Source organism: Mycobacterium pinniadriaticum (assembly GCF_026242045.1).
GTDB lineage: Bacteria > Actinomycetota > Actinomycetes > Mycobacteriales > Mycobacteriaceae > Mycobacterium > Mycobacterium pinniadriaticum.
On the sequence record NZ_JAPJDO010000026.1, the window covers coordinates 50,945 to 74,286 of the forward strand.

Genomic DNA, 23,342 nt, shown 5'->3' on the forward strand with positions numbered 1-23,342 from the left:
CGCCGCCCGCACAACAAGCGAACTAGCCCGCGTCGAAGTACGACGTCTCCAGCAGGTCGTGGACGGCCTTGGCATGCACCCGAAAAGAGCGCCCCACCCGCACCGCGGGCAGCTCCCCGTTGTGCACCAGGCGATAGACCGTCATCTTGCTGACCCGCATCAGCGCCGCCACTTCGGCGACGGTCAGAAATTGAGCTCGGGCGGCCGGCGGACTGTCGGCGCCACCGGCATCCCGCGCCGATTTTCCAGCCGAATCCCGCGCCGATGGCCCGTTCATAGACGTCATCGCAACCCAATCCGTCAGGCACGGGCAGTTCCAGCGGCTTCCCCACCGCTGGCACCCAGCCGTGCATACACGAGGAGAATAGCGTGGCGGGTGGGGTTACTGCGACGGGTGTGGGTCAATCCATCAGAAAATTCTTGAACTACTCTGATGTAATTCCTAGCTGCTCAGAGCGTGTTTTTGCCGCGTCGATGGCCGCGGTGACGGCGGCCCGCAGCCCACCGGACTCGAGTTCCCGCAGGCCAGCGGCGGTGGTTCCAGCCGGAGACGTCACCATCGCGCGCAGCCGGGCCGCGGACGTGTCCAGCCCGATGTCTTCGCCAGCCGCCCGCTGGCTGTCGAGACGTTCCAGCAGCATCGCGGCCGATCCGGCCATCGTCTGCACGGCCAAGTCGGTGGCGACGGCTCGACTGAGCCCGTTGGCGACCGCCGCGTCGACCAACGCTTCGACGAACAGGAAGAAATACGCCGGCCCCGAGCCGGAGACGGCGGTGACGGCGTCGAGCTGGGCTTCGGGGACGGTCAACACGTCACCGACGCACCGGAACACCCCCGCGACGTCCGCGAGCTGCTCAGCCGTGGCGAAGCGGCCCGCGGCCAGCGCACTGACGCCCGCCCCGACCAGGGCCGGGGCGTTGGGCATAACGCGGACCACCGGCGAGCCGGCAGGTAGCCGTGATTCGTAGAAGCCGATCGTCACACCGGCCACGACGCTGACGAAGACCTGTTCGACGGTGTCGCTCTCGGCCTGGGCGGCGGCCTCGGCGATCTCGGCGACCACCACCTCGGTATCGGCCGGTTTCACCGCAAGGATCACGAACGCCGCGGTCTCCACCGCCTCGGCGACACCCGTCATCTGAACCGAGTACTTCTCGCCCAACTGGCGCGCCCGCTCCGGCATGCGCTCGGAGACCACGAGGTCCTTGACCTGTCGGCCCGCGCGAAGCAGACCCGCAAGGATCGCCTCGCCCATACTGCCGCCGCCGATGATCGCGATTCTGGCCATGTCAGAGCACCCTAGCGGCCTCCGCGATCTCGGCGCGCTTGCGTTCGCTCTAGCGGCGGTTTGCGCGCCGAAATCACTGGGCGGGCACCAATGCCAGCTGGCGGGTCTGCACGATGATCCGGCCCTCGCTGTCGACCACGGTGTGGTCTTCGTCGAACCAGTCCTGTCCGATCTGCGTGGTCGTGCAGGCCACCCGCAGCCAGCCGTCAGCCGGCATGCCCCGCAGGTACGCGGTCATCTGCACCGTCGGGGCCCAGCCACGGCGGTCCACCGCGTAGCAGACCGGCACCGAGATGTCGCCGCACATGAGCGCGAACAACACGTCGACCGGCCCGTCCTTGGGCCGAACCCAGATCTTGTAGAGCGGCGCCCCGGAGGCCGTCAGCGTCTCGGCCAGCTCGGGGCGGATGTCGCAGCCGCGGGCCAGATTGTTGATCGCGGCCGCGGGATGGCCTGGCCCGATCGGCTCGACGTGCGCGGGCGGCTCGACGCTCATCAGCGGCGTCACCGGGTCGGCCGATAGCAGCGGCTGCACGTGATGCTCCGGATCACCTAGGGTGACCACGGCACGAACACAGGTGCGTTCGCCCTGGGCCAGCGCCACGTCAACCAGCCCGATCCGACGGCCGCGTTTCTGCACGCTGGTCATCAGTCGCACCGGTCCCGGATCGGGGGCGGACAGGAAATCCGCCGACACCGCCACCGGCTCGGCTGTGCTGATCCTCGAGTCGCTTCGCTCCTGCCCGCCGACCTCTTGGGCATAGGCCTCACGAGCGGCCTTGGCGCACAGCGCCAACATCACCCCGCCGTGGATCTTCGGCCCAATTGTCCAGTGCTCGTTGAGGTTTGCCTCGAAGGCGCCATCCAGCGGCTGCAACCGCATCGCATCGTCGAACCGGGGGTACATCAATGCCTTTCTCGCACAACTACCTTGTTCGCCGCTGCACTCACCGCAGCAGATTTGTGCGCGCGAACTGAAGCGATTCGACGAGCAGCGCTTCGCGCTCAGCCTTGGTGCGTGCACCCGACGTGGTGACTTCAAGGATCACATGACCGGTGAAGTCGCCGCCGGCCAGCATCCGGCACACCTCGACGGTGGGCTGTGTTCCCCGACCCGGCACCAGGTGTTCGTCCGTCGACGCGCCGTTGCCGTCACACAGGTGCAGGTGTACCAGACCCGAACCCATCCGCGCGGCCATGTCCAGTGCGTCGGTGCCCGCCGTCGCGGTGTGTGACAGGTCCAATGTGTAGTGGGCATGGTTTCCGTCCAGCGGATCATAGGACGGCGCGAACGCCGAGATCCCCACACCGGGACGGCCGCCGCGTTTGCGCATCCGCTCGATCGACGGGTCCCCGGAGCCGAAGAAGCGATCGGCGCGGAACGGGAACATGTTCTCCACCGCGACCAGCACGTCGCTGCGGCTCTCCAATTCGGCCACCTGCTCGCTGAATCCGTCGGCGTATCGGCGCTGCCACCGGAAGGGCGGGTGTACCACCACGGTCTGCGCGCCGAGCCGCTCGGCGGCCTGCACGCTGCGGGTCAGCTTCGGGATGGGATTGGCCCCCCAAACCCGCTGCGAAATCAACAGACATGGCGCATGTACCGACAACACCGGCACGTTGTAGCGCCGAGACAGCTTGGCGATCGCGCCGACGTCCTGGCTGACCGTCTCGGCCCACACCATGAGTTCGACGCCGTCGTAACCCAATTCGGCTGCGTACTCGAAAGCCGCCTCGGTCCTCAGCGGATAGACCGAGGCCGTCGACAGACCGACCTTGATAGCGGGGCGCACTGACGAATCAGGTCGATTGCAGCAGCGCCAACGGTCCGAGGGTGACCAACGCCCCGACCGCAACCGCGATCAGGGTGCTGGCGATGTCCTCGGTTTTACGGACGATGCGGACGGCCACCACGAGACCCAGGATGACCAGTACCGACAGCACCAACGCGACAATGTTGTTCCACCGCCACAGCTGGTCGAAGGCGATGAACAACCCGGCGCCGAAGATAACGGCCAGGATCGACTGACCCACGACGATGAGACCGCGCCACAGCGCGATGAGCTTCCCCTCCCGGGGACGCCCGACGTCTGCCACCTCGTCGTCCGGCTCGGTCGCCACTGCCACCGCGCCGCCGTCGTGCTCGTCGTCGGGGTTGACGCCACGGCGGGCGAGGTCGTCGGCCACGGTCTGGCCGCTGAACAGCGGGCCACCGGAGGACCGCAGATACGACTGCAACTCGGCGGCCTCGTCGACCTGCTCGTCGGGCGTCAGATCCAGCGCCGGGGCCGCTTCATCGAGGGGGTCGAAGGCCATCTGTTCGGCATCCGAGGCCTCGGAAGCCACCGTGTCGGCCGCGGGCCGCTGTTCGGGCCGACGCAGCGGGCGTGGGTCGTAACCGCGCTCAGGACCGCGCTCACGCCGCGGGAGCGGGCTGTCCGCACGCGGGGGCGGCCCCTCGAAGGGCCGCGCCGAAACCTCGCCTTCGTCCTCGGCCTGTTCGGCCTCCTCCGGTACCGGCACCGCGACGGCCGATCCGTTGGTCGCCGCTGCCCCTACCGGCTCCGGGACGGCTGTCTCCTCGTCGACCTGCTCCTCGGCCACCTCGACATCGGCTGTCTCGACGTCCTGCGCGACAGGGATCTCACCGGTGCGAAAAATGGGGATCTCACCGGTCAACTCCGCGACGGTCACCGCGTCGCTGTTACCGCGCCGACGGCGCCGCCGCCCCCCGACCGGCGGTGAGCCGATCGTTCCGTTTTTGGCGAGCAGCTCGGCCACCGAGATCGGCCGACTGTTCTCGCTGTCATCTGGTGCAGTCATCGTGTGCCTCTCGATCGGGCGGAAGTCGACCGATCAAAAACCTTGTGTCCAGCATCCCCCACCGAGGTTTCTACCAGGGCAGTTCCGTCAGCTTCACTATCGAGCCGGCGCAGGATGATGCCCTCGCGCAGCGCCCACGGGCAGATGTCGACGGATTCCAATGACAGTGCTCGCATGCTTGCCTCCGCCACCAAAGCGCCGGCCACGATCTGTGGCGCCCGCTCGGCACTGACCCCTTCCAACTCGGCACGATCTGTCGTGGTCATCCTAGAGATGAAAGATATGAGTTGCCTCAGGCCGTTGGCCGTGAGCGTCCGTTTGACCCTGGGCCCGGCCCCCGACGGGGCCGCACCGGTGAGCCGGGCCAATGACCGAAACGTCTTCGACGTTGCCACCGCGAGGTCGGGCAGGCCCGCCTCCAGGACGAACGCGCTCGCCTCGGCGAGCTCGTTGTCCAGCCAGTCGCGCAGCATGGCGACCCGACGCCGGCCCGGCGGATCGTCGGGCAGCCACTCGCGGGTGAGCCGGCCGGCGCCCAGCGGCAGCGACAACGCCACCTCGGGCGCCTCGTCGACACCGTTGGACAGCTCCAGCGAGCCGCCCCCGATATCGAGGTTGATGATCCGTCCCGCGCTCCAGCCATACCAGCGCCGCACCGCCAGAAACGTCAGTCGCGACTCGCTGGCCCCGGACAGAACCTGCAGGTCTACTCCGGTTTCGGCGAGCACGCGAGCCAGGACGTCTTCGGAGTTCTTGGCATCGCGGACTGCCGACGTGGCGAATGCCATCAAGTCGGCGCACCCGGAGCTCGCCGCGATCTTGGCGAACTCATCGACGGTGTCGATCAGCTTGTCGGCACCACGTCGGGTGAGCTTGCCGGAGTCGTCGATCGCCTCGGCGAGCCGCAGCGCGGCTTTGGTCGAACTCATCGGAGTTGGATGCCCGCCGCGGTGCGCATCGACCACCAGCAGATGAACCGTATTGCTGCCCACGTCGAGCACGCCTAATCGCACGTGAACAAAACTAGCGCGACGACGATGCACTCCGGCACTCCAGTGCGGAGGAGTCGCGCAATCAGACCCCGCCGCCGGGTCTCGCCACGCGCGACATGGGCGTATCGCCAGCGCGATGGCGGGGCGCATTTGCATTACCGTTGGGCGCTGTGACGCATGGCTACCCTGGCGAGGTTGAACTGGACTTTCCCCGCGAGTGGGTGGAGTTCTACGACCCGGACAATCCGGAGCATCTGATCGCTGCGGACCTGACCTGGCTGCTGTCCCACTGGACGTGCGTTTTCGGCACCCCGGCGTGTAAGGGCACCGTCGAGGGCCGCCCGGATGACGGGTGCTGCTCGCATGGGGCGTTCCTGTCCGATGACGACGACCGGGCCAAGCTCGATGACGCCGTCAAGCAACTGACCGATGCGGATTGGCAGTTCCGGGACAAGGGGCTGGGCCGCAAGGGCTACCTCGAGATGGACGAGTACGACGACAAGCCGAACCTGCGCACCCGCAAATACAAAGGCGCCTGCATCTTCCTCAACCGCCCGGGCTTCCCGACGGGCATCGGCTGCGCCCTCCACACCAAGGCACTCAAGCTCGGGGTCGAACCGCTGACGATGAAACCCGAGGTGTGCTGGCAACTTCCCATCCGGCGCAGCCAGGAATGGATCACCCGACCGGACGGAACCGAGGTGCTCAGGACCACGATCACCGAGTATGACCGGCGCGGCTGGGGCGAAGGCGGCGCGGATCTGCACTGGTACTGCACGGGTGACCCGGCCGCCCACGTCGGCAAGAAGCAGGTCTGGCAGTCCTACGCGCCCGAACTGACTGAGCTGCTCGGCGAGAAGGCGTATTCGGAGTTGGCTGCCATGTGCAAGCGGCGAGGCGGCTTTCCCCTCATCGCCGTGCACCCGGCCACGCGCGCCGCACCGTGATGTAGACGGACGACAGCCACCTGACGAGCTCTTGCCGATCGATTATTTGCTAGATCTGCATATCTTTGCGAGAAATTCGTGACCGACGTCATGTGTCGTAGCGGTTGCCTTGCGCAGTAATCAAGGTTACGGTGCAGTTAATAGCAGATCCCCGACATCGAGGTCCGATTTTCGCTGTGTTGGCCGAACAGTCTGACAGTCAGATTTCAGTTGGTGACAACTGCGATGCAAATCTTCGCCAAAACTCGACCTCCGCGTTATTTGACGAGAGCAACATCCCACCGCTTTGGCCCCAGGCGCCCGCGTCGCAGCGCGAAGATCGGCATTTTCGCCACTCCAAACGGCTGATCCTCAGTGATGCCGCAGTTATCTGCCTCGTGCTGACCGTCGCGACCATCGTCGCGGTTGCCGGCCAACCCGAGGCCCCGCCGTTCTATGCCGCCGGCTCGGTCGCGTTGGCTTCGTTGTGGATGGTGGCACTAGGTCTCGTCGGTTACCGCGTACGCCGGGTTGTCGGCCGGAACGTCGGCGAGTACATGAGCATCGTGCTCGCCACGCTGCAGTTGTTCGGCCTGGTCGCGATCAGTGCGCTGTTGTTGCACATCGATCTGTCCCGTAGCTATCTCGCGATCGCCTTTCCTGTCGGCCTGCTCGGACTGCTGGTGAGCCGCGGTTACTGGCGTCGGGTGGCCGCCGCCGAACTCAGCCGTGCCGACAACCAGGTCGCTCTGCTTGTCGTCGGTAGCCCACGGGCGGCCGCTGACGTCGCCGCCACCTTCGTGCGAGATCCGGGTGCCGGGTACCGCGTCGTCGGGGTCTGCACGCCCGCGGGACCGACCGCGCGCGACAGCAGCATCGACGTCGACGGCCGGGCCATCCCCATTGTCGGGATCGACCAGGCGATCGCCGACGCCGTCCGACGCACCGGCGCGCAAACCGTCGCCTTGACCGCCACCGAGCATCTGCACCCCACCGAGATCCGGCGGTTGATCTGGGAACTCGACTCGCTCGGGGTGGATCTGATGATCACGCCCGGGTTGGTCGACGTCGCCGAAGAGCGGCTGCACAGCCGGCCGGTGGCCGGTATGGCGATGTTCGAGGTGGCCAAGCCGCAGCACGAAAGGGCGAATTCGGCGGCCAAACGAGCCTTCGACATCGCGTTCACCACCGTCGCGATGATCGTCGTCGCGCCGCTCTTCGCGCTCGCGGCACTGGCGGTGCGGCTGTCCGGCCCCGGACCGGTCTTCTACGTCTCCGAACGGATCGGACACAAGGGCACCACCTTCAAGATGCTGAAGTTCCGCAGCATGGTCGACGGTGCCGACGTCGATGCGCCGGCAATGATCGCCGCCGACGGCACCAGCCCGCTGTTCTGGAAGGCCAAGGACGATCCGCGGGTCACCCGGGTCGGCAGGGTGCTACGCAAATACAGCATCGACGAGTTGCCTCAGTTCATCAACGTGCTACGCGGCGACATGAGCGTGGTCGGGCCCCGTCCGCAGGTCCGCCGCGAGGTTGACTCGTACGACTACCTGCTTCGCAGGCGGTTGACCGTCAAGCCCGGCCTGACCGGCCTGTGGCAGGTCAGCGGCCGCTCTGACCTGCAGACCGAAGATGCCGTCCGACTCGACCTCAGCTATATCGAGAACTGGTCGCCGATCCGGGATCTGGTGATCATCGTCAAGACCGTCAAGACCGTCCTGCGGGGCGAGGGCGCGTACTAGGCCCGACTGCCGCGGGCCAGGCTCGATGGCCCGGCTAGCCCTCCAGCTTGTAACCCAGACCGCGCACCGTGACCAGGTGCACCGGGTTGGCCGGATCGGCTTCGATCTTCGACCGCAATCGCTTGACGTGGACATCGAGGGTCTTGGTGTCCCCGACGTAGTCCGCGCCCCACACCCGATCAATGAGCTGACCGCGGGTGAGCACCCGTCCGCTGTTACGCATCAGGTACTCCAGCAGATCGAATTCCTTGAGCGGCAACGTGATCGGCTCGCCGTTGACCGTGACGACGTGACGTTCGACATCCATGCGCACCGGGCCGGCCTCCAGGATGGCGTCGCCGATACCGGCGTCCTCGGTGTCGCTGCCGCGTCGCAGAACCGCCCGGATGCGGGCGATCAGTTCCCGCGCCGAGTACGGTTTGGTGACATAGTCGTCGGCGCCGAGTTCAAGGCCGACCACCTTGTCGATCTCGCTGTCGCGGGCGGTGACCATGATCACCGGCACGCTGGAGCGGGCGCGCAGCTGCTTGCACACATCGGTGCCGGTCATTCCGGGCAACATGAGATCGAGCAGCACGATGTCGGCCCCGGATCGGTCGAATTCAGCCAGGGCTGACTGGCCGTCACCGACCACGGTGGCCTCGAACCCCTCCTTGCGGAGCAGAAAAGCCAGCGGATCGGCCAGCGACTCTTCGTCTTCCACGATCAACACATTGGTCATTGGCGTAGTGCCTCCTCGTCAATGGCCGATTCGTCGGCCGGTTCGTCGTCGTTGTTGGGGTAGGCGGGAATGGACAGGGTGAACGTCGAACCAGTGCCCGGCTGGCTCCACAGCCGGATACTGCCGTTGTGATTGGCGGCCACATGTTTGACGATGGCCAGGCCCAAACCGGTGCCGCCGGTGGCACGGGAGCGGGCTTTGTCGACCCGGAAGAATCGTTCGAAAACCCGCTCCTGGTCGGCGCGGGCAATTCCGATTCCCCGGTCGGTGACCGCGATCTCGATGTTGTCGCCACGGCGACGGCGACTGATCGACACCTTCGATCCGTCCGGTGAGTACGCGATCGCGTTCGAGATCAGATTGGCCAGTGCGGTGACCAACAACGACTGATCGCCCAACACCCGGAAACCGCTCGGCGCGTCAGTCGTCACCGTGATGTCGGCGTTGTCGGCGGCCACCTTGTGACGTGAAATCGCCTCGTTGACAACGGAATCCACATCGATGCCGTCGAGGTCGGGAAGCGGCTCGGCGCCCTGGAGGCGGGACAGCTCGATCAGCTCACCAACCATGTTGGCCAGCCGCTGGGACTCGGTGAGGATCTTCTTGCCGAAGTGGTCCACCGTCTCGGGATCGTCGGCAGATTCCAGCAGTGCCTCGGCCAGCACGCCCATCGCCGCAACCGGTGTCTTGAGCTCATGGCTGACGTTGGCCACGAAGTCGCGCCGGCTGGCTTCCATGCGGGCCTGCTCGGACTGGTCGTCGACATAGACGACCGCGAATCGCGGATCCTGTTTACTCAACAAGCGGACGTGTCCCCGCACCGAAAGACCCGATCGGCCGGCCGCGGCCCGTTGCTGCTGGGACAGGTCGACCTCGACGCCCTCCCCGGTGGCCAACACGCGCTGTGCGGCATTCCAGGCCCGCTCGTCGAGTTGCCGGTCACGTACCAGGCCCAACTCGGTAGCCCGGTCGTTGACGAACACCACATCGCGATGCGAGTCGACGACCACCATGCCGATCGGTGCGAGTGACACCACATGCTGCAACATCTGCGAGACCGTGATCCCCGCTTCGGTGATCGCGCGACGCTGCCTGCGCTCGAGGATGCGTGGAGTGAGTGCGGCCCCTATTCCAAGACCGAAAGCGAGCGCGACCAGCGCCGCGACGGTGGCCAATAGCGCCACCGAGACAACACTCACAGGAAAATGGTACGCATCCGGTGAACGTCATCCCAGCAGCGTGCGGCCAAATCGGGACACGTCACACCTTCAGCGCGCATGTATTCGGCCGTCGTTCACCGGATGTTTCCCAAACCCGACCCGGAGCGGCTATTTGGCGCCCTGGCTGGCCACCGCGGCGGCACCGGCGGCCGCGGCCTCCGGATCGAGGTAGGTGCCGCCCGGCACGCGCGGCTTCAGATCGGCATCCAAGTCGTAGCGCAGCGGGATTCCGGTCGGGATGTTCAGGCCCACCACCTCCGCGTCGGACATGCCGTCCAGGTATTTCACCAACGCGCGCAACGAGTTGCCATGCGCGACCATCAGCACCGTCTTTCCGGCCTGCAGATCGGGGACGATCGTCTCGGTGAAATAGGGCACGAAGCGGGCGACGACGTCGGCCAGGCATTCCGTCAGCGGTCCGCCTCCGATGTCGGCGTAGCGAGGGTCGGTGTCCTGGCTGTAGGTACTGCCCGGCTCGATCGGCGGCGGCGGGGTGTCGTAGCTGCGCCGCCACAACATGAACTGCTCTTCGCCGTACTTTTCCTTCGTCTCGGCCTTGTCCAAGCCCTGCAGTGCGCCATAGTGGCGTTCGTTGAGCCGCCAACTCCGTTGCACCGGAATCCACAACCGGTCCGCCGCATCGAGCGCCAGGTGCGCGGTGGTGATCGCGCGCCGCAACAGCGAGGTGTAGAGGACATCGGGCAGCAGGCCCTGCTCGGCCATCAATTTCCCGCCCCGGACCGCCTCGGCTCGGCCCTTATCCGTGAGGTCGACGTCCACCCACCCGGTGAACAGGTTCAGCGCGTTCCATTCGCTCTCGCCGTGCCGCAGCAGGATCAGTGTGGAGTCAGCCATAACCGAAATCCTCTCACGGCTGAGCTCAGCGGTCGCGGCCGTCGCCACCCGCCTGCTCGTCGTCTATCAGGTGCTCGACTCCTCCTGGGGCCGCTCAGCGGCCCGCATCGTCGTCTTCGGTAATCAAATGCTCAAAGGCCTGCAGGTTCTTCAGCGATTCGCCGCGGGCCACCCGCCACGCCCACTCCTTCTGGATGGATGATTTGAAGCCCAGCTCCAGCAACGTGTTGAAGTCGGTGTCGACGGCCTCGAGCACCTGTCCGAGTACCCGGTCGAGTTCGTCGGCGGTCACCGCATCAAGCGCCATCCGCCCGATGAGGTAGATGTCGCCGACGTTGTCCAGCGTGTAGGCCACGCCGTAGAGCCGGCGGTTGCGCCTGAGCAGGAACCGGTAAACGCCCTCGTGGTTCTCGTCGGGCTGGCGGCAGACGAACGCCTCGATACGCACCGAGTGCTCACCGATGCTCAGCAGGGTGTTCGTCGTCAGCTTGCGCTCGCCCGGCAGCTCGACGATCAGCCCCGGCAGCCCGCCGTGGGCGCCTTCGTGACGGCTGTAGACCAGGCCGTGCTCAGCCAGCGCGGCCTCGATGACCCGCTGAATGTTCGAGGTCATGCCCGCACACCGCGCCGCATCGACCAGCGCCTGCCATTGCGCCGGGCCAGCGCATCACCGGCCGCGTTCCGCCGCCTCGCGCTGGCATATTCGGTGATAGCCCCGCTGTAGCTGGCCAACAGTCCGTCGACAGTGTTGGCCCAGGAGAAGCGCTGTGCGTGCGCGGCGGCAGCGCGGCCCAGCTCCTGCGGGTCGCGTCGCAGCACTGCGTCGATCGCCTCGGCCCAGGGGCCGGGATCATGACCGGACACCAATGCGCCGCTGACTCCGTCGGCCACCGCCACCGGCAGCCCGCCCACGGCCGCCGCGACCACCGGCGTCCCGCAGGCCTGCGCTTCGACGGCGACCAGCCCGAACGATTCCGAATAGCTGGGCACCGCGACCAGATCGGCCGCTCGGTAGACATTGACCAGTTGTTCGCGCGACTGCGGGGGCAGGAAGGTCACCCGATCAGCGATACCCAATTCGGCGGCCAGACCCACCAGAGCATCGGGTGCGGCCAAACCGCTGCCGGACGGGCCGCCGGCGACCAGCACCCGCACCCCGGGCAGCCGGGCGGCGGCACGCAACAGCACATCGGGTGCCTTCAACGGCTGGATGCGGCCCACGAACGCAACCACCCGCTCGTCGGCGGGCAGGCCGAGCACGGCCCGCGCGGCACGCCTGTCGCCCGGGCTGAACGTTTCCAGATCGACACCGGGGTACACCACATCGATCCGCCGAGGATCGGCGTTGTGCAGCGAAATGAGTTGGCGGGCTTCATCTTCGGTGTTGACGACCAGACGGTCGGCCTCGTCCACCACCTGTTGTTCACCGACTGATCGCAGCGGCGGCTCCGGGGCGTCGCCGTCGGCCAGCGCGGCGTTCTTCACCGCGGCCAACGTGTGGGCGGTGTGCACCAGCGGCACGGCCCACCGGTCGCGGGCCAGCCAGCCGACCTGACCGGACAGCCAATAGTGCGAGTGCACGATGTCGTAGTACCCGGGCTCGTGGTTGGCTTCGGCGCGCAGCACCCCGGCGGTGAACGCGCATAACTGGGTCGGCAGGTCATATTTGTCGAGTCCCTCGAAGGGACCCGCGACGACGTTGCGCACCAGAACCCCGGGTGCGACGCGCACCAGCGGCTGGTCCGACGACGACGTCGCCCGGGTGAAGATCTCCACCTCCACCCCGCGGCGGGCCATCTGCAACGCGGTCTGCAGCACGTAGACATTCATCCCGCCGGCATCGCCCGTGCCGGGCTGCGCCAATGGCGAGGTGTGCACCGATAACACCGCCACACGTCGCGGCATGCCATCGATCGAACCGTCGGTCAGTTCCCGGGCGTGCCGCACGTGTCCATCTTTGCACCTGCCCTGTCCAGGGCTTCGTGGCGGTTCTGCGCCGGCCCCGGCCCTCTGCACCCGGTTGCCGAAGGCGGTCACCCGGATGCCCCCGTCGGCAGCACCAAGCGTTCGGCGAACGACGCCTCGACCACCCCCGACCGCCGACGACGAGGCCCTCGGGGCCTAACACAGTTACTAGAGTTGGACCGATGACGAATCCAGACGCCCATTCCCGCGTGGCGGTGGTCACCGGCGCGAGCTCCGGCATCGGCGAGGCTACTGCTAAAACCCTTGCAGCACAGGGATTTCACGTCGTCGCAGTGGCCCGTCGGGCGGAGCGCCTGCGGCGGCTGGCCGACGAGATCGGCGGCACCGCCGTCACGGCCGACGTCACGGATGACGCGGCGGTCGAGGCACTGGCGGCCGGGCTCGGCCGGGTCGACGTGCTGGTCAACAACGCTGGTGGAGCCAAAGGACTGGAACCGATAGGCGACGCGGATCTCGACAATTGGCGCTGGATGTGGGAGACCAACGTCATGGGGACGCTGCGAGTGACACGGGCGCTGCTGCCCAGACTCGTCGAGTCCGGAGACGGGCTGATCGTCACCGTCACGTCGATCGCCGCGCTGGAGGTCTACGACGGCGGCGGCGGGTACACCGCCGCCAAACATGCCCAGGGTGCGCTACATCGGACGCTGCGCGGCGAACTCCTCGGAGAACCGGTGCGCCTCACCGAGATCGCGCCAGGCGCGGTCGAAACGGAGTTCTCCCTGGTGCGCTTCGGCGGCGACGAACAGCGCGCCGACGCGGTGTATTCCGGCATCACGCCACTGGTGGCCGCCGACGTCGCCGAGGTGATCGGTTTCGTCGCGTCGCGTCCGCCGCACGTCAACCTGGACCAGATCATCATCCGGCCCCGCGACCAGGCCAGCGCCAGCCGGTTCAACCGCCGGTCGTAGCCGAGCCGGTCGTCGTCTCCACGCCCGCCGTCGTGGTGGGGCTCGTCGTGGTTGTCGTGGTGGTGGGTGTGCCCGACAGGGTCGGCGCGTCGGTCGGGGTGGCCGGCGCGCTACTGGGCATGCTTGTCTCCGGCCGGGCATCGGACAGCGCCGACATGGCTTTCCAGTCGTTCCAGTCCACGGCCCAGTCCCAGATGTCGCCGTCCGCGTAGGACAGCTCGATCGACGTGCCGGTCACCTCCACCGGGTCGCCGTACACCGCCGTCCCGAAGTACTGCTCGGCGTCGCCGGTCGACAGGTTGATGCAGCCGTTGGTGACGTTGGTATTGCCCTGCGCGCCCGACGAGGCGGGATTGGCGTGGATGAACTCGCCGTTGTTGGAGATCCGCACCGCCCAGCGTTCATGGACATCGCTGTAGCCGGCGGCCGGATTGGACATGTAGAAGTCGGCATACTTCTCGGTGACGACGTGAATTCCGCTGCGCGTCACGTTGCGCGGCAGGTCGGCCTCCCCGTAGCTGCACGGGAAGTCCATGATGACGCCGTCGTCGGTGATCACCTGGATGCGGTGCGACGGGGCGTCGGCCTTGACGACCTGGCGGCGGCCGATGTCGAAGTCCAGCGTCGAATCGGTGGCGCCGTAGGCATCCTCGCCGAACCTCACTCCGTAGAGGCGGGCGTCCACGTGGACCTTGGTTCCCGGCTGGTAGTACTCCCGCGTCCGCCAGTGCGCCCGCGAGCCGCCCACCTCGTCGGGCAGCCAGGCCCAGCTGCCCTCGGTCGGCGGCTCGGTGGTGACGGTCAGCGCCCGCTCGACATCAGGCTTGTGCTCGTCGTCGATCGCGGCGTCGAACTGCAGGATGATCGGCGCCGCCACCCCGACGGTCTGCCCGTCGGACAGCTGGAACTGGCCGTTGACCCTGGTGGTGGGGTCGACGGTGGTGAACGACGCGGCAACGGGCAGCGCTTTGCCGTCGCGACCGACTGCCGATCCCGCCCAGGTGTAGGAGGCGCCGTAACCAAGCGGCTCGGTGACGGTGAACGCCGTGCGGTCACGGTTGAGGGTGCCGGCGACCACCTTGCCATCGGCATTGGTCAGGTCCACGTGCTGCAGCCAGCCGTTCTTGACCTGCAGGCTGACCGCCGTCGTGGGCAGCACATCCTGGGCATCGTTGGCCGGGGTGAATTCCAGTGACGGCGTGGGCGGCGGTTCCGGGGCCGCGGCCTTCTGGCCGGGCCTGCTCACACACGCGGCCAGCGCACCCGGCGCAGCAACGCCGAGGACCAGCGCTGTCAGGGCCCGTCGCCGGTTCATCGGCGGCGGTTGGTCGGCTGGGCTCACGTCAATCCAAGATACGGAACCCAGCCGTCGTGCTGCCAACCGAAGTGCTCTGACCAGGCCCCGCAGCGCCCGGTCGGGTCAGAGGCCGAACAGTTGCAGGAACGCGGGCGCCGCACCGCCGAACTTCGATCCCGCGAAGTTGATGTCCGCCGCGTCGAGCACGAATTCCGTTCCGGTGGATTCGTCGACATAGCTGTACTCGTCCCAGCTCACCGACACCGACCGAAGCGGGGAGAACAACCCGCCGATGGGAATGCCCAGTTCGACTACCGGCCCGGTGTCCCCGGTCGAGAGCGGCAACGTCAGTGTGTCAGTGCCGAATAGCAGCGCATGGGTGAACTTGGGCGCAGCCTCAGCCCATGCCAGGATCGCCCCTCCCACATTGCCGCTCTGTGCCGCGGAGACGAACGAGTTGAAGCTGTCGTACGCGGCGAGTCCGCCGGCCAGCACGGCGCCGGCGCCGCTGGCGATCAATGCGACCGGAGCCGGAACCTTGAGCGTCCCATCGGTGATCGAGAACGTGGCCTTCACGGCGGGGTCCGTGACGAAGGTCTCATTCCCCGACAGCGAGAACAGCGCGTTGCCGATCGGTGTGCTCGCATTCAGGCTCAACGACACCGGGCCGCTCTCGCCGGGGTCCGGAACGGTCGACGAAATCTTCACCGTGATGGGACCGATCGGAGTGTCGACGGTCTGCGTATCCTCCACCGTCTGAGAAGCGGCGGACGGGCTCGACGCGGCGGATTTGGCCTTGGCCTGCGCCCTGGTTGTCGATGTGACAGCGGCGGCTGGGCTCGCGGCCGGCTTGCTCACCTTGACCAGTGACCGAGCCGAGCCGGCCGTGGCGTGCTTCGGCCCGGCTTCGTGCTTGCTCGCCGAGGTCGACGACCCCGTGGCGTGGTGAGCGCCGGTGTCGGCCTGGGCCACCCCCGATGCGGCGGCCATGGCAGCACCCACGCCGATGGTCAGCGCACCCGCACCCAGCCAAGTTCTGACTGACAGCGCGCGGTTGCGTCCTTGCTTGGCAGTTTTCGTGGTCCCACTGGCCATCTCAAATCCCCCGTAAGTCGTTGAAGCAAACCCGTGAGCGGGCTGACAAGCAACCATTCTCCCTATTTTTCGTCGCCCGGGTTAATTATCAGGAGATTCACAAAGTTGTGTCGCCGTCGGGTTGCCCGACCCTCTGTCTGGCCGGTGTTGTCCCGTGCTACAGCGAACAGCCGACCAGCACGGGTTCGGGCACCAACGTGATACCGAACACGTCGCGGACCCCGTCGCGGACGGTGCGCGCCAGCACCAGCACGTCCGCGGTGGTCGCAGTACCGCGGTTGGTCACGGCCAGCGCATGCTTGGTCGACAGCCGGCACGGCGCACCCTGAGCGCCCGGATAGCCCTTACCGAAGCCGGCGTGCTCGACCAGCCAGCCCGCAGCCAGCTTGACCCCGTCAGGTGCCGGGTAGTGCGGCACCGGATCCTCGCGGCCGGCCTGGAGTTCCTCGAAGCGCTCGGCCGGGACGACGGGGTTGGTGAAAAACGATCCGACGCTCCAGGAGTCGTGGTCGTCGGCGTCGAGCACCATACCTTTGCGGGCGCGTAGCGCCAGCACGGTCGCACGCACCGCGGCCGGCGCGGCCCGCTCCCCCACCCCCACACCGAGAGCCTCGGCCAGCTCGCCGTAGCGCAGCGGGGCGGACCGGCCCGCTGGGTCGAGTTCGAACTCCACCTCGAGCACCACCGCATCAGAAGAGTTCTTCAGCGCGCTGTGCCGGTATCCGAGTCCCAGTTCGCCGGCGGGCACCCAGCGCACCCGCGAACGCTTCCGGTCCAGCAGTCGAACACGGGTCAGGTAGTCAGCCACTTCCACGCCGTAGGCCCCGACGTTCTGGACCGGTGTCGCCCCGGCCGAACCGGGGATCCCGGACAGGCATTCCAGTCCGCCCAGTCCGGCCGCCACGGCGGCCACCACCACGTCATCCCAGACCGCTCCGGCCTCGGCGCGCAGCCGGCCACCGTGGATACCGACAGCGCGGTTGGCCAGCCGGACCACGGTCAGGTCGGTGAGGTCGTCGGCGATCACCACGTTCGACCCACCCGCGAGCACCAGGACCGGACCGTCGCCGGCCTGGTCGAGTACGCCGAGCGTCGCCGTGATCTGCTCTGAGGTGGTGCAGGTGATGACCCTGCGCGCGACCGGGCCGACCCGCAGGGTGGTCAGCGGCGCCAGCGGGACGTTCTCGGCAACCGCCGCGCCGGCATAGCTCAACCCCGGGTCGCTCCGCTCCGGCCCGCCGTAGCCCTTCCCCGGGTCGCTTCGCTCTCCCCCGCCGTGCTCAATCCCGGATCCCACGGCCCGTAACGGTAGCCTCACCAGCTATGCCGCGTTCATTCGACATGGCCACCGACTACGAGGGCAGCGTCAAACAGGTGCACCAGGCATTGCGCAACGAGCAGTACTGGTTGGCCCGGCTGGCCGATTCGGGAGCCGACGACGCGACGCTGAACTCCCTGGAGCTGACCCCCGACGGCGGCGTCGAGGTGAGCACCACCCAGCTGTTGCGCGCCGACCGGCTGCCAGCCGTGGTCACCCAGTTCCACCACGGTGATCTGGAGATCCGACGGGCCGAGAGCTGGACCGGTCTGATGGCCGGCCAGGCCGAAGCCAGCGTCAGTGGCAGCATCCCCGGCGCGCCGGTGATGTTGACCGGTAGCGCCCAGCTGGCCCCGTCGGATCTGCGGGCGCGCTTGGCTTTTCGGGCCACCGTCGAGGTACGCATCCCGCTGGTGGGCGGCAAGGTGGAGAACTTCATCGGCAATCAGCTCGTCGACCTTCTGATCGCCGAACAACGGTTCACCACCAGGTGGATCGCTGAGAACGGCTGACACCGCAGGTACGGTTGCCTCATGTCCCGCCGCATGGACTACGTCATCGGGCTCGACAAGCCGGTCGCCGACCTCTACCAGAGCTTCACCAGCCGCGCGTATTGGGAAGATCTGATCGCCGAACACCAGCGTCACACCGATTCCGAAATGACCCGGTTTCATTCCGACGATTCCGGCACCGACATCGTCTTCACCCACACGGTGTCCCGCAGGGACATGCCGTCGTTGGTTGCCGCGGTGGTTCCGTTGCGGCTCACCATCACCCGCGAACAACATTTCGACCCGTTCGATCCCGCGACGAATTCGGCCGACGGGCATTACCGCGCCCTGGTGCCCGCGGCGCCGTTGAACTTCGACGGAACCTATGTGCTTCAGCAGACCACCGACGGCAGCGAGCTTCGCCTGCGCAGTCTGTGCAAGGTCAACGTGCCGCTGGTCGGCGGCAAGATCGAACAATGGGTGCTGGACGGCCTGCGCGGATTATTCGACAGCGAACGGGATTTCACCCGCGACTGGATCGCCGGCCATTACTAGGCCACCTCGCCCGGTCGGAGTTCCGACCCGCGGCACCACCAACGCCAACCGGCTGCGGCGTGCCGACCGCTGGCTGGTGAACTCGCCGCTGGTGCGGGCGGCGCTGGAGGCGTCGGACGACCCGGTGGTCATCGACCTCGGGTACGGCCGATTGCCCGTCACCACACTGGAACTGGCGGCACGGTTACGCGCGGTACGGACCGACATTCGGGTGGTCGGCCTGGAGATCGATCCACAACGGGTGGTTCCCGGTGTGGACGGCGTCGAATTCAGGGTGGGCGGTTTCGAACTCGCCCGACTGAGACCGATTCTGGTGCGGGCCTTCAACGTGCTGCGACAGTACCCCGAAGACGCGGTGGCGCAGGCCTGGGCGGAGATGCAGTCGAGACTGGCCCCGGGCGGATTGATCGTCGACGGCACCTGCGACGAGCTCGGCAGGCGCTGTTGCTGGGTGCTGCTGGATCGCGAAGGTCCGGTGAGCCTGACGCTGGCCTGCGACCCGCGGCACATCGAGCGGCCGTCAGATCTGGCCGAGCGATTGCCGAAAGTGCTTATCCACCACAATATTCCGGGTCAACCCATTCACACTCTGCTGTCGTCGGCCGACCGCGCGTGGGCGACGTCGGCGGGGCACTCGGTGTTCGGTCCGCGGGACCGCTGGCGAGCGATGCTCGCCGAGCTCCGCGGCGCCGGCATCCCGATCGAGGCGCACCGGCGCAATGCCCGCGATGCCGTGTTCACCGTGCCGTGGGCGACGGTGGCGCCCGCCGTAGGCTAGGCCCATGCGGATTGCGCTCGCCCAATTGCTGTCGGATACCGATCCGACCGCGAACCTCGAGCTGGTCGAGGACTACACCCGCCGCGCCGCCGACGCCGGCGCCCGGTTCGTGGTGTTCCCCGAGGGCACGATGTGCCGGTTCGGCGTTCCCCTGGCCCCGGTGGCCGAGCCGCTCGATGGACCGTGGGCCAACCGGGTGCGTCACATCGCCGACAGTGCGGGGATCACCGTGGCCGTCGGCATGTTCACCCCGGCCCCCGACGGGCGGGTCACCAACACGATGCTGGCCGTCGGCCCCGGCGTCGACGCGCACTACGACAAGATCCACATGTACGACGCGTTCGGATTCTCCGAATCCGAGGCCGTCGCGCCGGGCCGGGAACCGGTGGTGATCACCATCGACGGCGTCGGCGTCGGACTCACCCTGTGCTATGACATCCGCTTTCCCACCCTCTACACCGAGCTCGCCGACCGGGGAGCGCAGCTGATCACCGTCAGCGCATCGTGGGGTGCCGGGCCGGGCAAGCTCGAGCAGTGGACCCTGCTGGCCCGCGCCCGCGCCCTGGACTCCACGTGTTTCGTCGCCGCCGTCGACCAGGGCTATCCCGGTGACGAGATGGCGATGGCGTCCAAGGCACCCACCGGCGTGGGCGGCAGCCTGGTGGCCTCCCCCCTCGGCGAGGTGGTGGCGTCGGCGGGCGACGATCCCCAGCTGGTGGTGGCCGATATTGACATCGATCGGGTCGCCCCGGTGCGGGAAACGCTCGGCGTGCTGCGTAACCGCTCAGAGTTCGCTCAGGCTGATAAGGCAGAATCGCGCAGGTGACGTATCCGCCACAAGGTCCGAGTCATCCCGTCGGCCCCGGCGACCCGACCACCCCGGCTTGGCCCGCGGCCCCGGGGCAGGGCACACCCACCGAGTACATCCCGCGACCGGGCGGCCCCGCCGATGCGCCGACCCAGCACATCCCGCACGCCGCGCCGCCACCGCCTACTGCTCCTGTGCCGCCTGCGCCGCCGGTGGAGCCCGAGGAGCCCAAGCGGGGGTTCCTGCGCGACCCGCTGTCGATCGTCCTGTCGCTGATCATCGTCGTCGCGCTGGCGATCGCCGGGCTGCTGGGCACCGAGCTCTACGTGCGCCACGTGGCCGATACCGTGGTGTCCCGCGCCGTGTCCTGCGTGGTGCAAGATCAGGCCAGCGTGTCATTCGGAGCCCGGCCGTTCCTGCTTCAGCACTTGTCGAAGCACTACAACGACATCTCGGTACAGACCGCGGGAAATCAGATCCGTCAAGCCAAGGGCATGAAGCTCGACCTTCTCCTCGATGACGTCCGGATCAACCAGACCGCGGACTCGGCCGGCACGATGGGCGCGCTGGACGCCAACATCACCTGGTCCAGCGAGGGCATCAAGCAGACCGTGCAGGACGCCATCCCGTTCCTGGGCAGTCTGGTCAGCGGAGTGACGACTTCTCCGTCGGAAGGAACCATCGAACTGCAAGGCGCGCTGGGCACGGTCACCGTCAAGCCGACGGTGACGAACAATGCGCTGAACCTGCAGGTCGTCAGCCTGAGCGGGCTGGGGATGACGCTGCCGAGGGAAGCCGTGCAGCCGGCGCTGGACGCGTTCATGACCGCGTTGACCAAGAACCTGCCGATGGGCATTCACGCCGATAGCGTCGCGGTCACCGACGACGGCGTCACCGCCAAGTTCATCACCCGCAACGCGACCATTCCCAACGGCCAGCAAGACCCCTGCTTCGCCGGGGTGTAGCCCGGGGCAGGCGCCACTCGACTGCCCCTAGCCCAGCCCGTCGAGAACCGCTCGCGTCCCGGACAACCCGAGGCGGGTGGCGCCGGCGTCGAGCATCGCCACCGCGTGCTCGGCGGTGCGGATGCCACCGCTGGCCTTGACACCGAGCCGACCGCCCACGGTGCCGGCCATGATCTCGATCGCGACCACCGATGCACCGCCCGCGGGATGGAATCCGGTGGATGTCTTGACGAAGTCCGCGCCGGATTCCTCGGCGGCCCGGCACGCCGCAACCAGCGTGTGTTCATCGGCGAGGCTGAGCAGGGCGGCCGACTCGACGATCACCTTGAGCACCACGCCGGGGACGGCGGTTCGGACCGCTGCGATATCGGCGGCCACCTCGGCGAAGTTGCCGGCCAGCGCCGCCCCGACGTCGATGACCATGTCGATCTCGTCGGCGCCGGATTCGACGGCCACCGCCGCCTCGCGGGCCTTGATGACCGGCAGGTGCTTGCCGGACGGGAAGCCGGCGACCGCGGCGATGGCGAGGCGCTCCGGACGGGCGTCGACGGCCTTGTGTGCGCAGGACACCATCGACGGAGACACACATACCGCGAACACGCCCAGGTCGGCGGCGTCGTCGACGAGGGCAGCCACGTCGGCCTCGGTGGCCTCGGGTTTGAGCAGGGTGTGATCAACGAGTGCCGCGACCTCACCCCGGGAGCGCATCGTCACCATCAGAACGGCTCTTCGACACCGCCGGGGTTGCAGCCCGCGGCGGTCATCGTCTCGTCGTCGACCACCGGCCGCCACGGTTCCAGGTTCCAGCTGGTTTTCCCGGGCTCACCGATCTCCGCGAAGCGGAAATGACACACGAATTGGTCACGCATTCCGGGGAGGTCGGCATCCGGTGCCAGCGCCAGGACCTCGCCCCAGGCTTCATCGATGTCCCACTGGGGTTTCAACAGCTCACCGGCCACCTGACGGCCGGCGCGGGTGGGATAGACCCGCAGGCTGGACAAGTCGCCCCAGTGCACCCATGTGACGTGATCGATGAACGGTGGTGACGCGTTGTTGTCGGCTGCGGCAGGGGCGGCCAAGCCCAGCCCGACCGGGATGACGGCGAGCACCGCGGCCAGGTGGCGTCGTGCGCTCAGCGGGACTTCCCCTGGACGTCGAGCAGTTTGGGCCGGACGTCCACCAGGTAGACACCGGAGGCCACGGCGGCGATCGCCACGCCCATGATGCCCAGGAACAGCGAGAGCAACCCCGCGATACCGAGGATCACCAGCCACACCGGCTTTGTCAGCTTCTCAGCCGCGGTGTAGGCATCGGGCCGCTGCATCGCCGCATGGACGAACGCATAGATGGTCACCGCGGTGACCGCCCAGAACACGATCTGAAGGACAAGACCCGCCACACCTTGCAGCATCACAGCTACCAGGGTAGGCGGGTCTTGCCCTTGCTGACGAATTTCGTCGTGGGATTACTTCTGGGTGACCTTCTTGGCCGGAGCCTTCTTGGCCGGAGCCTTCTTGGCGGCGGCCTTGGCCGGAGCGGCCTTCTTGGCCGGAGCCTTCTTCGCCGGAGCCTTGGCCGGGGCCTTGGCCGGCAGGTCGACACCGACCAGCTTGGCCGCGCGCTCGCCGACGGCACGGGTCTGCGACGACACGTTGCCCAGCGCCTCCTGCGTCAGCTCGACCGCCTGGTCGACATAGCCCTCGGCACGGGCGGCGGCTTCCTTGAGCTCAGGCTGATTGCGCAGCCGCTCCAGAGCGGCCTCACCGCGCTCGACGAGGCTGTTGTAGGTCGCAGTCGCGGACTCCACATAGCCCTCGGCGGCCTTGCGCAGCTCCTCGCTCGACAGCTTGCCGCGCAGCTCCTCGGCCCGCTGCGGCAGGTCTTCCTGCAGCTTGGTCAGCGCGGCGCGACGCTCCTCGACGCGGGTGTTGGCCTCGCTGCGGGCGTCCTCGGCGCGCTCGCGCAGGGTCATCAGGATCTCGTTGACAGTGGCCAGGGCCAGATCGGCAGCACCGACAGCAGCAAGCAGCGGGGCCTTCAGGTCCTCGACATTGGGGTTCTCAGCCATCGTAGTGGCTCCTTTCAGTGAATCGATTGTCAGTTAACGGAATTCGAGGTTGCTGGTCTGTTGTTACTCAGTCGACAGCTCCTCACGGGCAGCTTCGTTCTGCTGACAGAACGAGGTGTAGATGTCGAGCAGAACCTGCTTCTGACGCTCGGTGATCACGGTGTCTCCGATGATCGCGTCGTTCACCTTGCTCGCCTCCCCGGGCTCGAGAATCCCAGCCCGGATGTAGAGCACCTCGGCCGACATCCGCAGTGCCTTGGCAATCTGGCTCAGAACTTCCGCAGAAGGTTTCCGTAGCCCCCGTTCGATCTGACTGAGATACGGGTTGCTGACACCGGCCTTTTCGGCCAACTGTCGCACCGAAACCTGAGCGGCTTCACGCTGCGCCCTGATGAAGCCCCCGATGTCATGCGCGGCATTGGACACCACAGCCTGAAGATCTGCGTCTTGCGCCATGGTTCACCTCCCGTCGCGTCGGGTATCCGGTGCGTACGGATGC

General features: G+C 67.3%; 27 protein-coding genes. 8 read left to right on the forward strand and 19 right to left on the reverse strand.

Features of this window, described 5'->3' with window-relative positions:
• Positions 1-22: 22 nt before the first annotated feature.
• The 6 genes from ORI27_RS23485 to ORI27_RS23510 all read right to left on the reverse strand — a co-directional run bounded on the left by ORI27_RS23485 (position 23) and on the right by ORI27_RS23510 (position 5,125).
• Positions 23-286 (reverse strand): helix-turn-helix domain-containing protein, encoded by a 264-nt coding sequence (locus ORI27_RS23485; RefSeq protein WP_036422530.1) that lies wholly within the window; start codon positions 284-286, stop codon positions 23-25.
• 139 nt (positions 287-425) lie between these two features.
• Complete coding sequence (gene proC, locus ORI27_RS23490; RefSeq protein WP_265999472.1) at positions 426-1,289, reverse strand: pyrroline-5-carboxylate reductase; 864 nt, start codon at positions 1,287-1,289, stop codon at positions 426-428.
• A gap of 73 nt (positions 1,290-1,362) precedes the next feature.
• Entirely contained in the window at positions 1,363-2,196 is an 834-nt protein-coding gene (locus ORI27_RS23495) for a thioesterase family protein (protein ID WP_265999473.1), read from the reverse strand.
• 40 nt (positions 2,197-2,236) lie between these two features.
• Positions 2,237-3,082 carry a sugar phosphate isomerase/epimerase family protein gene (locus ORI27_RS23500; RefSeq protein WP_265999474.1) on the reverse strand — a complete coding sequence of 282 codons (846 nt, stop codon included), beginning with the start codon at positions 3,080-3,082 and terminating at the stop codon, positions 2,237-2,239.
• Between the two features lie 7 nt (positions 3,083-3,089).
• On the reverse strand, positions 3,090-4,112 hold the full coding sequence (locus ORI27_RS23505; RefSeq protein ID WP_265999475.1) for a hypothetical protein: 1,023 nt from the start codon (positions 4,110-4,112) through the stop codon (positions 3,090-3,092).
• A complete protein-coding gene (locus tag ORI27_RS23510) occupies positions 4,109-5,125 on the reverse strand; it encodes a Ppx/GppA family phosphatase (protein WP_265999476.1) in 1,017 nt (338 codons plus the stop codon). The genes ORI27_RS23505 and ORI27_RS23510 overlap by 4 nt, the downstream gene beginning before the upstream one ends.
• A 95-nt stretch (positions 5,126-5,220) precedes the next feature.
• Between ORI27_RS23510 and ORI27_RS23515 the strand changes: the two genes are divergently transcribed.
• On the forward strand, positions 5,221-6,051 hold the full coding sequence (locus tag ORI27_RS23515; RefSeq protein WP_407666407.1) for a hypothetical protein: 831 nt from the start codon (positions 5,221-5,223) through the stop codon (positions 6,049-6,051).
• Positions 6,052-6,227: 176 nt separating this feature from the next.
• Positions 6,228-7,775, forward strand: a complete 1,548-nt coding sequence (locus ORI27_RS23520) for a sugar transferase (RefSeq protein ID WP_265999478.1) — start codon at positions 6,228-6,230, stop codon at positions 7,773-7,775.
• A 34-nt stretch (positions 7,776-7,809) separates the two neighbouring features.
• On the opposite strand, the gene regX is transcribed toward ORI27_RS23520, so the two are convergent.
• From regX to mshA, 5 genes are all read right to left on the reverse strand, one after another.
• Positions 7,810-8,496, reverse strand: coding sequence for a two-component sensory transduction protein RegX (gene regX / locus ORI27_RS23525; RefSeq protein WP_265999479.1), 687 nt, complete (start codon positions 8,494-8,496; stop codon positions 7,810-7,812).
• The gene (locus ORI27_RS23530) at positions 8,493-9,695 is read right to left on the reverse strand and encodes a sensor histidine kinase (RefSeq protein WP_265999480.1); all 1,203 of its coding nucleotides are present in this window, start codon (positions 9,693-9,695) and stop codon (positions 8,493-8,495) included. Before ORI27_RS23530 ends, regX begins: the two co-directional genes overlap by 4 nt.
• Positions 9,696-9,824: 129 nt before the next feature.
• Positions 9,825-10,571, reverse strand: coding sequence for a phosphoglyceromutase (locus ORI27_RS23535; RefSeq protein WP_265999481.1), 747 nt, complete (start codon positions 10,569-10,571; stop codon positions 9,825-9,827).
• Positions 10,572-10,665: 94 nt separating this feature from the next.
• Positions 10,666-11,184, reverse strand: a complete 519-nt coding sequence (locus ORI27_RS23540; protein WP_265999482.1) for a type III secretion system chaperone family protein — start codon at positions 11,182-11,184, stop codon at positions 10,666-10,668.
• Positions 11,181-12,476 carry a D-inositol-3-phosphate glycosyltransferase gene (gene mshA, locus ORI27_RS23545; RefSeq protein WP_265999515.1) on the reverse strand — a complete coding sequence of 432 codons (1,296 nt, stop codon included), beginning with the start codon at positions 12,474-12,476 and terminating at the stop codon, positions 11,181-11,183. The genes ORI27_RS23540 and mshA overlap by 4 nt, the downstream gene beginning before the upstream one ends.
• A 242-nt stretch (positions 12,477-12,718) precedes the next feature.
• Between mshA and ORI27_RS23550 the strand changes: the two genes are divergently transcribed.
• Entirely contained in the window at positions 12,719-13,468 is a 750-nt protein-coding gene (locus ORI27_RS23550) for an SDR family NAD(P)-dependent oxidoreductase (protein WP_265999483.1), read from the forward strand.
• Here the strand turns inward: ORI27_RS23550 and ORI27_RS23555 are convergent.
• From ORI27_RS23555 to ORI27_RS23565, 3 genes are all read right to left on the reverse strand, one after another.
• Positions 13,452-14,783, reverse strand: a complete 1,332-nt coding sequence (locus tag ORI27_RS23555; protein WP_265999516.1) for a L,D-transpeptidase — start codon at positions 14,781-14,783, stop codon at positions 13,452-13,454. The genes ORI27_RS23550 and ORI27_RS23555 overlap by 17 nt on opposite strands.
• A gap of 105 nt (positions 14,784-14,888) precedes the next feature.
• Complete coding sequence (locus ORI27_RS23560) at positions 14,889-15,860, reverse strand: hypothetical protein (protein WP_265999484.1); 972 nt, start codon at positions 15,858-15,860, stop codon at positions 14,889-14,891.
• A 157-nt stretch (positions 15,861-16,017) separates the two neighbouring features.
• On the reverse strand, positions 16,018-17,145 hold the full coding sequence (locus tag ORI27_RS23565) for a UDP-N-acetylmuramate dehydrogenase (RefSeq protein ID WP_407666408.1): 1,128 nt from the start codon (positions 17,143-17,145) through the stop codon (positions 16,018-16,020).
• A 38-nt stretch (positions 17,146-17,183) separates the two neighbouring features.
• On the opposite strand from ORI27_RS23565, the gene ORI27_RS23570 reads away from it, so the two are divergent.
• From ORI27_RS23570 to ORI27_RS23590, 5 genes are read left to right on the forward strand one after another with little or no spacing between them, the layout of a single operon-like run.
• A complete protein-coding gene (locus ORI27_RS23570; RefSeq protein WP_265999485.1) occupies positions 17,184-17,690 on the forward strand; it encodes a DUF2505 domain-containing protein in 507 nt (168 codons plus the stop codon).
• 21 nt (positions 17,691-17,711) lie between these two features.
• Positions 17,712-18,224 carry a DUF2505 domain-containing protein gene (locus ORI27_RS23575; RefSeq protein ID WP_265999486.1) on the forward strand — a complete coding sequence of 171 codons (513 nt, stop codon included), beginning with the start codon at positions 17,712-17,714 and terminating at the stop codon, positions 18,222-18,224.
• Complete coding sequence (locus ORI27_RS23580) at positions 18,217-19,002, forward strand: class I SAM-dependent methyltransferase (protein ID WP_265999518.1); 786 nt, start codon at positions 18,217-18,219, stop codon at positions 19,000-19,002. Before ORI27_RS23575 ends, ORI27_RS23580 begins: the two co-directional genes overlap by 8 nt.
• A 4-nt stretch (positions 19,003-19,006) precedes the next feature.
• Positions 19,007-19,828 carry a carbon-nitrogen hydrolase family protein gene (locus tag ORI27_RS23585; RefSeq protein ID WP_265999487.1) on the forward strand — a complete coding sequence of 274 codons (822 nt, stop codon included), beginning with the start codon at positions 19,007-19,009 and terminating at the stop codon, positions 19,826-19,828.
• On the forward strand, positions 19,825-20,775 hold the full coding sequence (locus ORI27_RS23590; protein ID WP_323055659.1) for an LmeA family phospholipid-binding protein: 951 nt from the start codon (positions 19,825-19,827) through the stop codon (positions 20,773-20,775). The genes ORI27_RS23585 and ORI27_RS23590 overlap by 4 nt, the downstream gene beginning before the upstream one ends.
• 27 nt (positions 20,776-20,802) lie before the next feature.
• Here the strand turns inward: ORI27_RS23590 and deoC are convergent, their stop codons facing one another.
• The 5 genes from deoC to ORI27_RS23615 form a co-directional block, all read right to left on the reverse strand.
• On the reverse strand, positions 20,803-21,492 hold the full coding sequence (gene deoC, locus ORI27_RS23595; RefSeq protein WP_265999488.1) for a deoxyribose-phosphate aldolase: 690 nt from the start codon (positions 21,490-21,492) through the stop codon (positions 20,803-20,805).
• Positions 21,492-21,884 (reverse strand): DUF2599 domain-containing protein, encoded by a 393-nt coding sequence (locus ORI27_RS23600; protein WP_265999489.1) that lies wholly within the window; start codon positions 21,882-21,884, stop codon positions 21,492-21,494. Before ORI27_RS23600 ends, deoC begins: the two co-directional genes overlap by 1 nt.
• A gap of 23 nt (positions 21,885-21,907) precedes the next feature.
• Positions 21,908-22,183, reverse strand: a complete 276-nt coding sequence (locus ORI27_RS23605; RefSeq protein WP_407666409.1) for a DUF2516 family protein — start codon at positions 22,181-22,183, stop codon at positions 21,908-21,910.
• 57 nt (positions 22,184-22,240) lie between these two features.
• Positions 22,241-22,843, reverse strand: coding sequence for a heparin-binding hemagglutinin (locus ORI27_RS23610; protein WP_265999491.1), 603 nt, complete (start codon positions 22,841-22,843; stop codon positions 22,241-22,243).
• A 63-nt stretch (positions 22,844-22,906) separates the two neighbouring features.
• A complete protein-coding gene (locus ORI27_RS23615; RefSeq protein WP_265999492.1) occupies positions 22,907-23,299 on the reverse strand; it encodes a helix-turn-helix domain-containing protein in 393 nt (130 codons plus the stop codon).
• Positions 23,300-23,342: the final 43 nt, after the last annotated feature.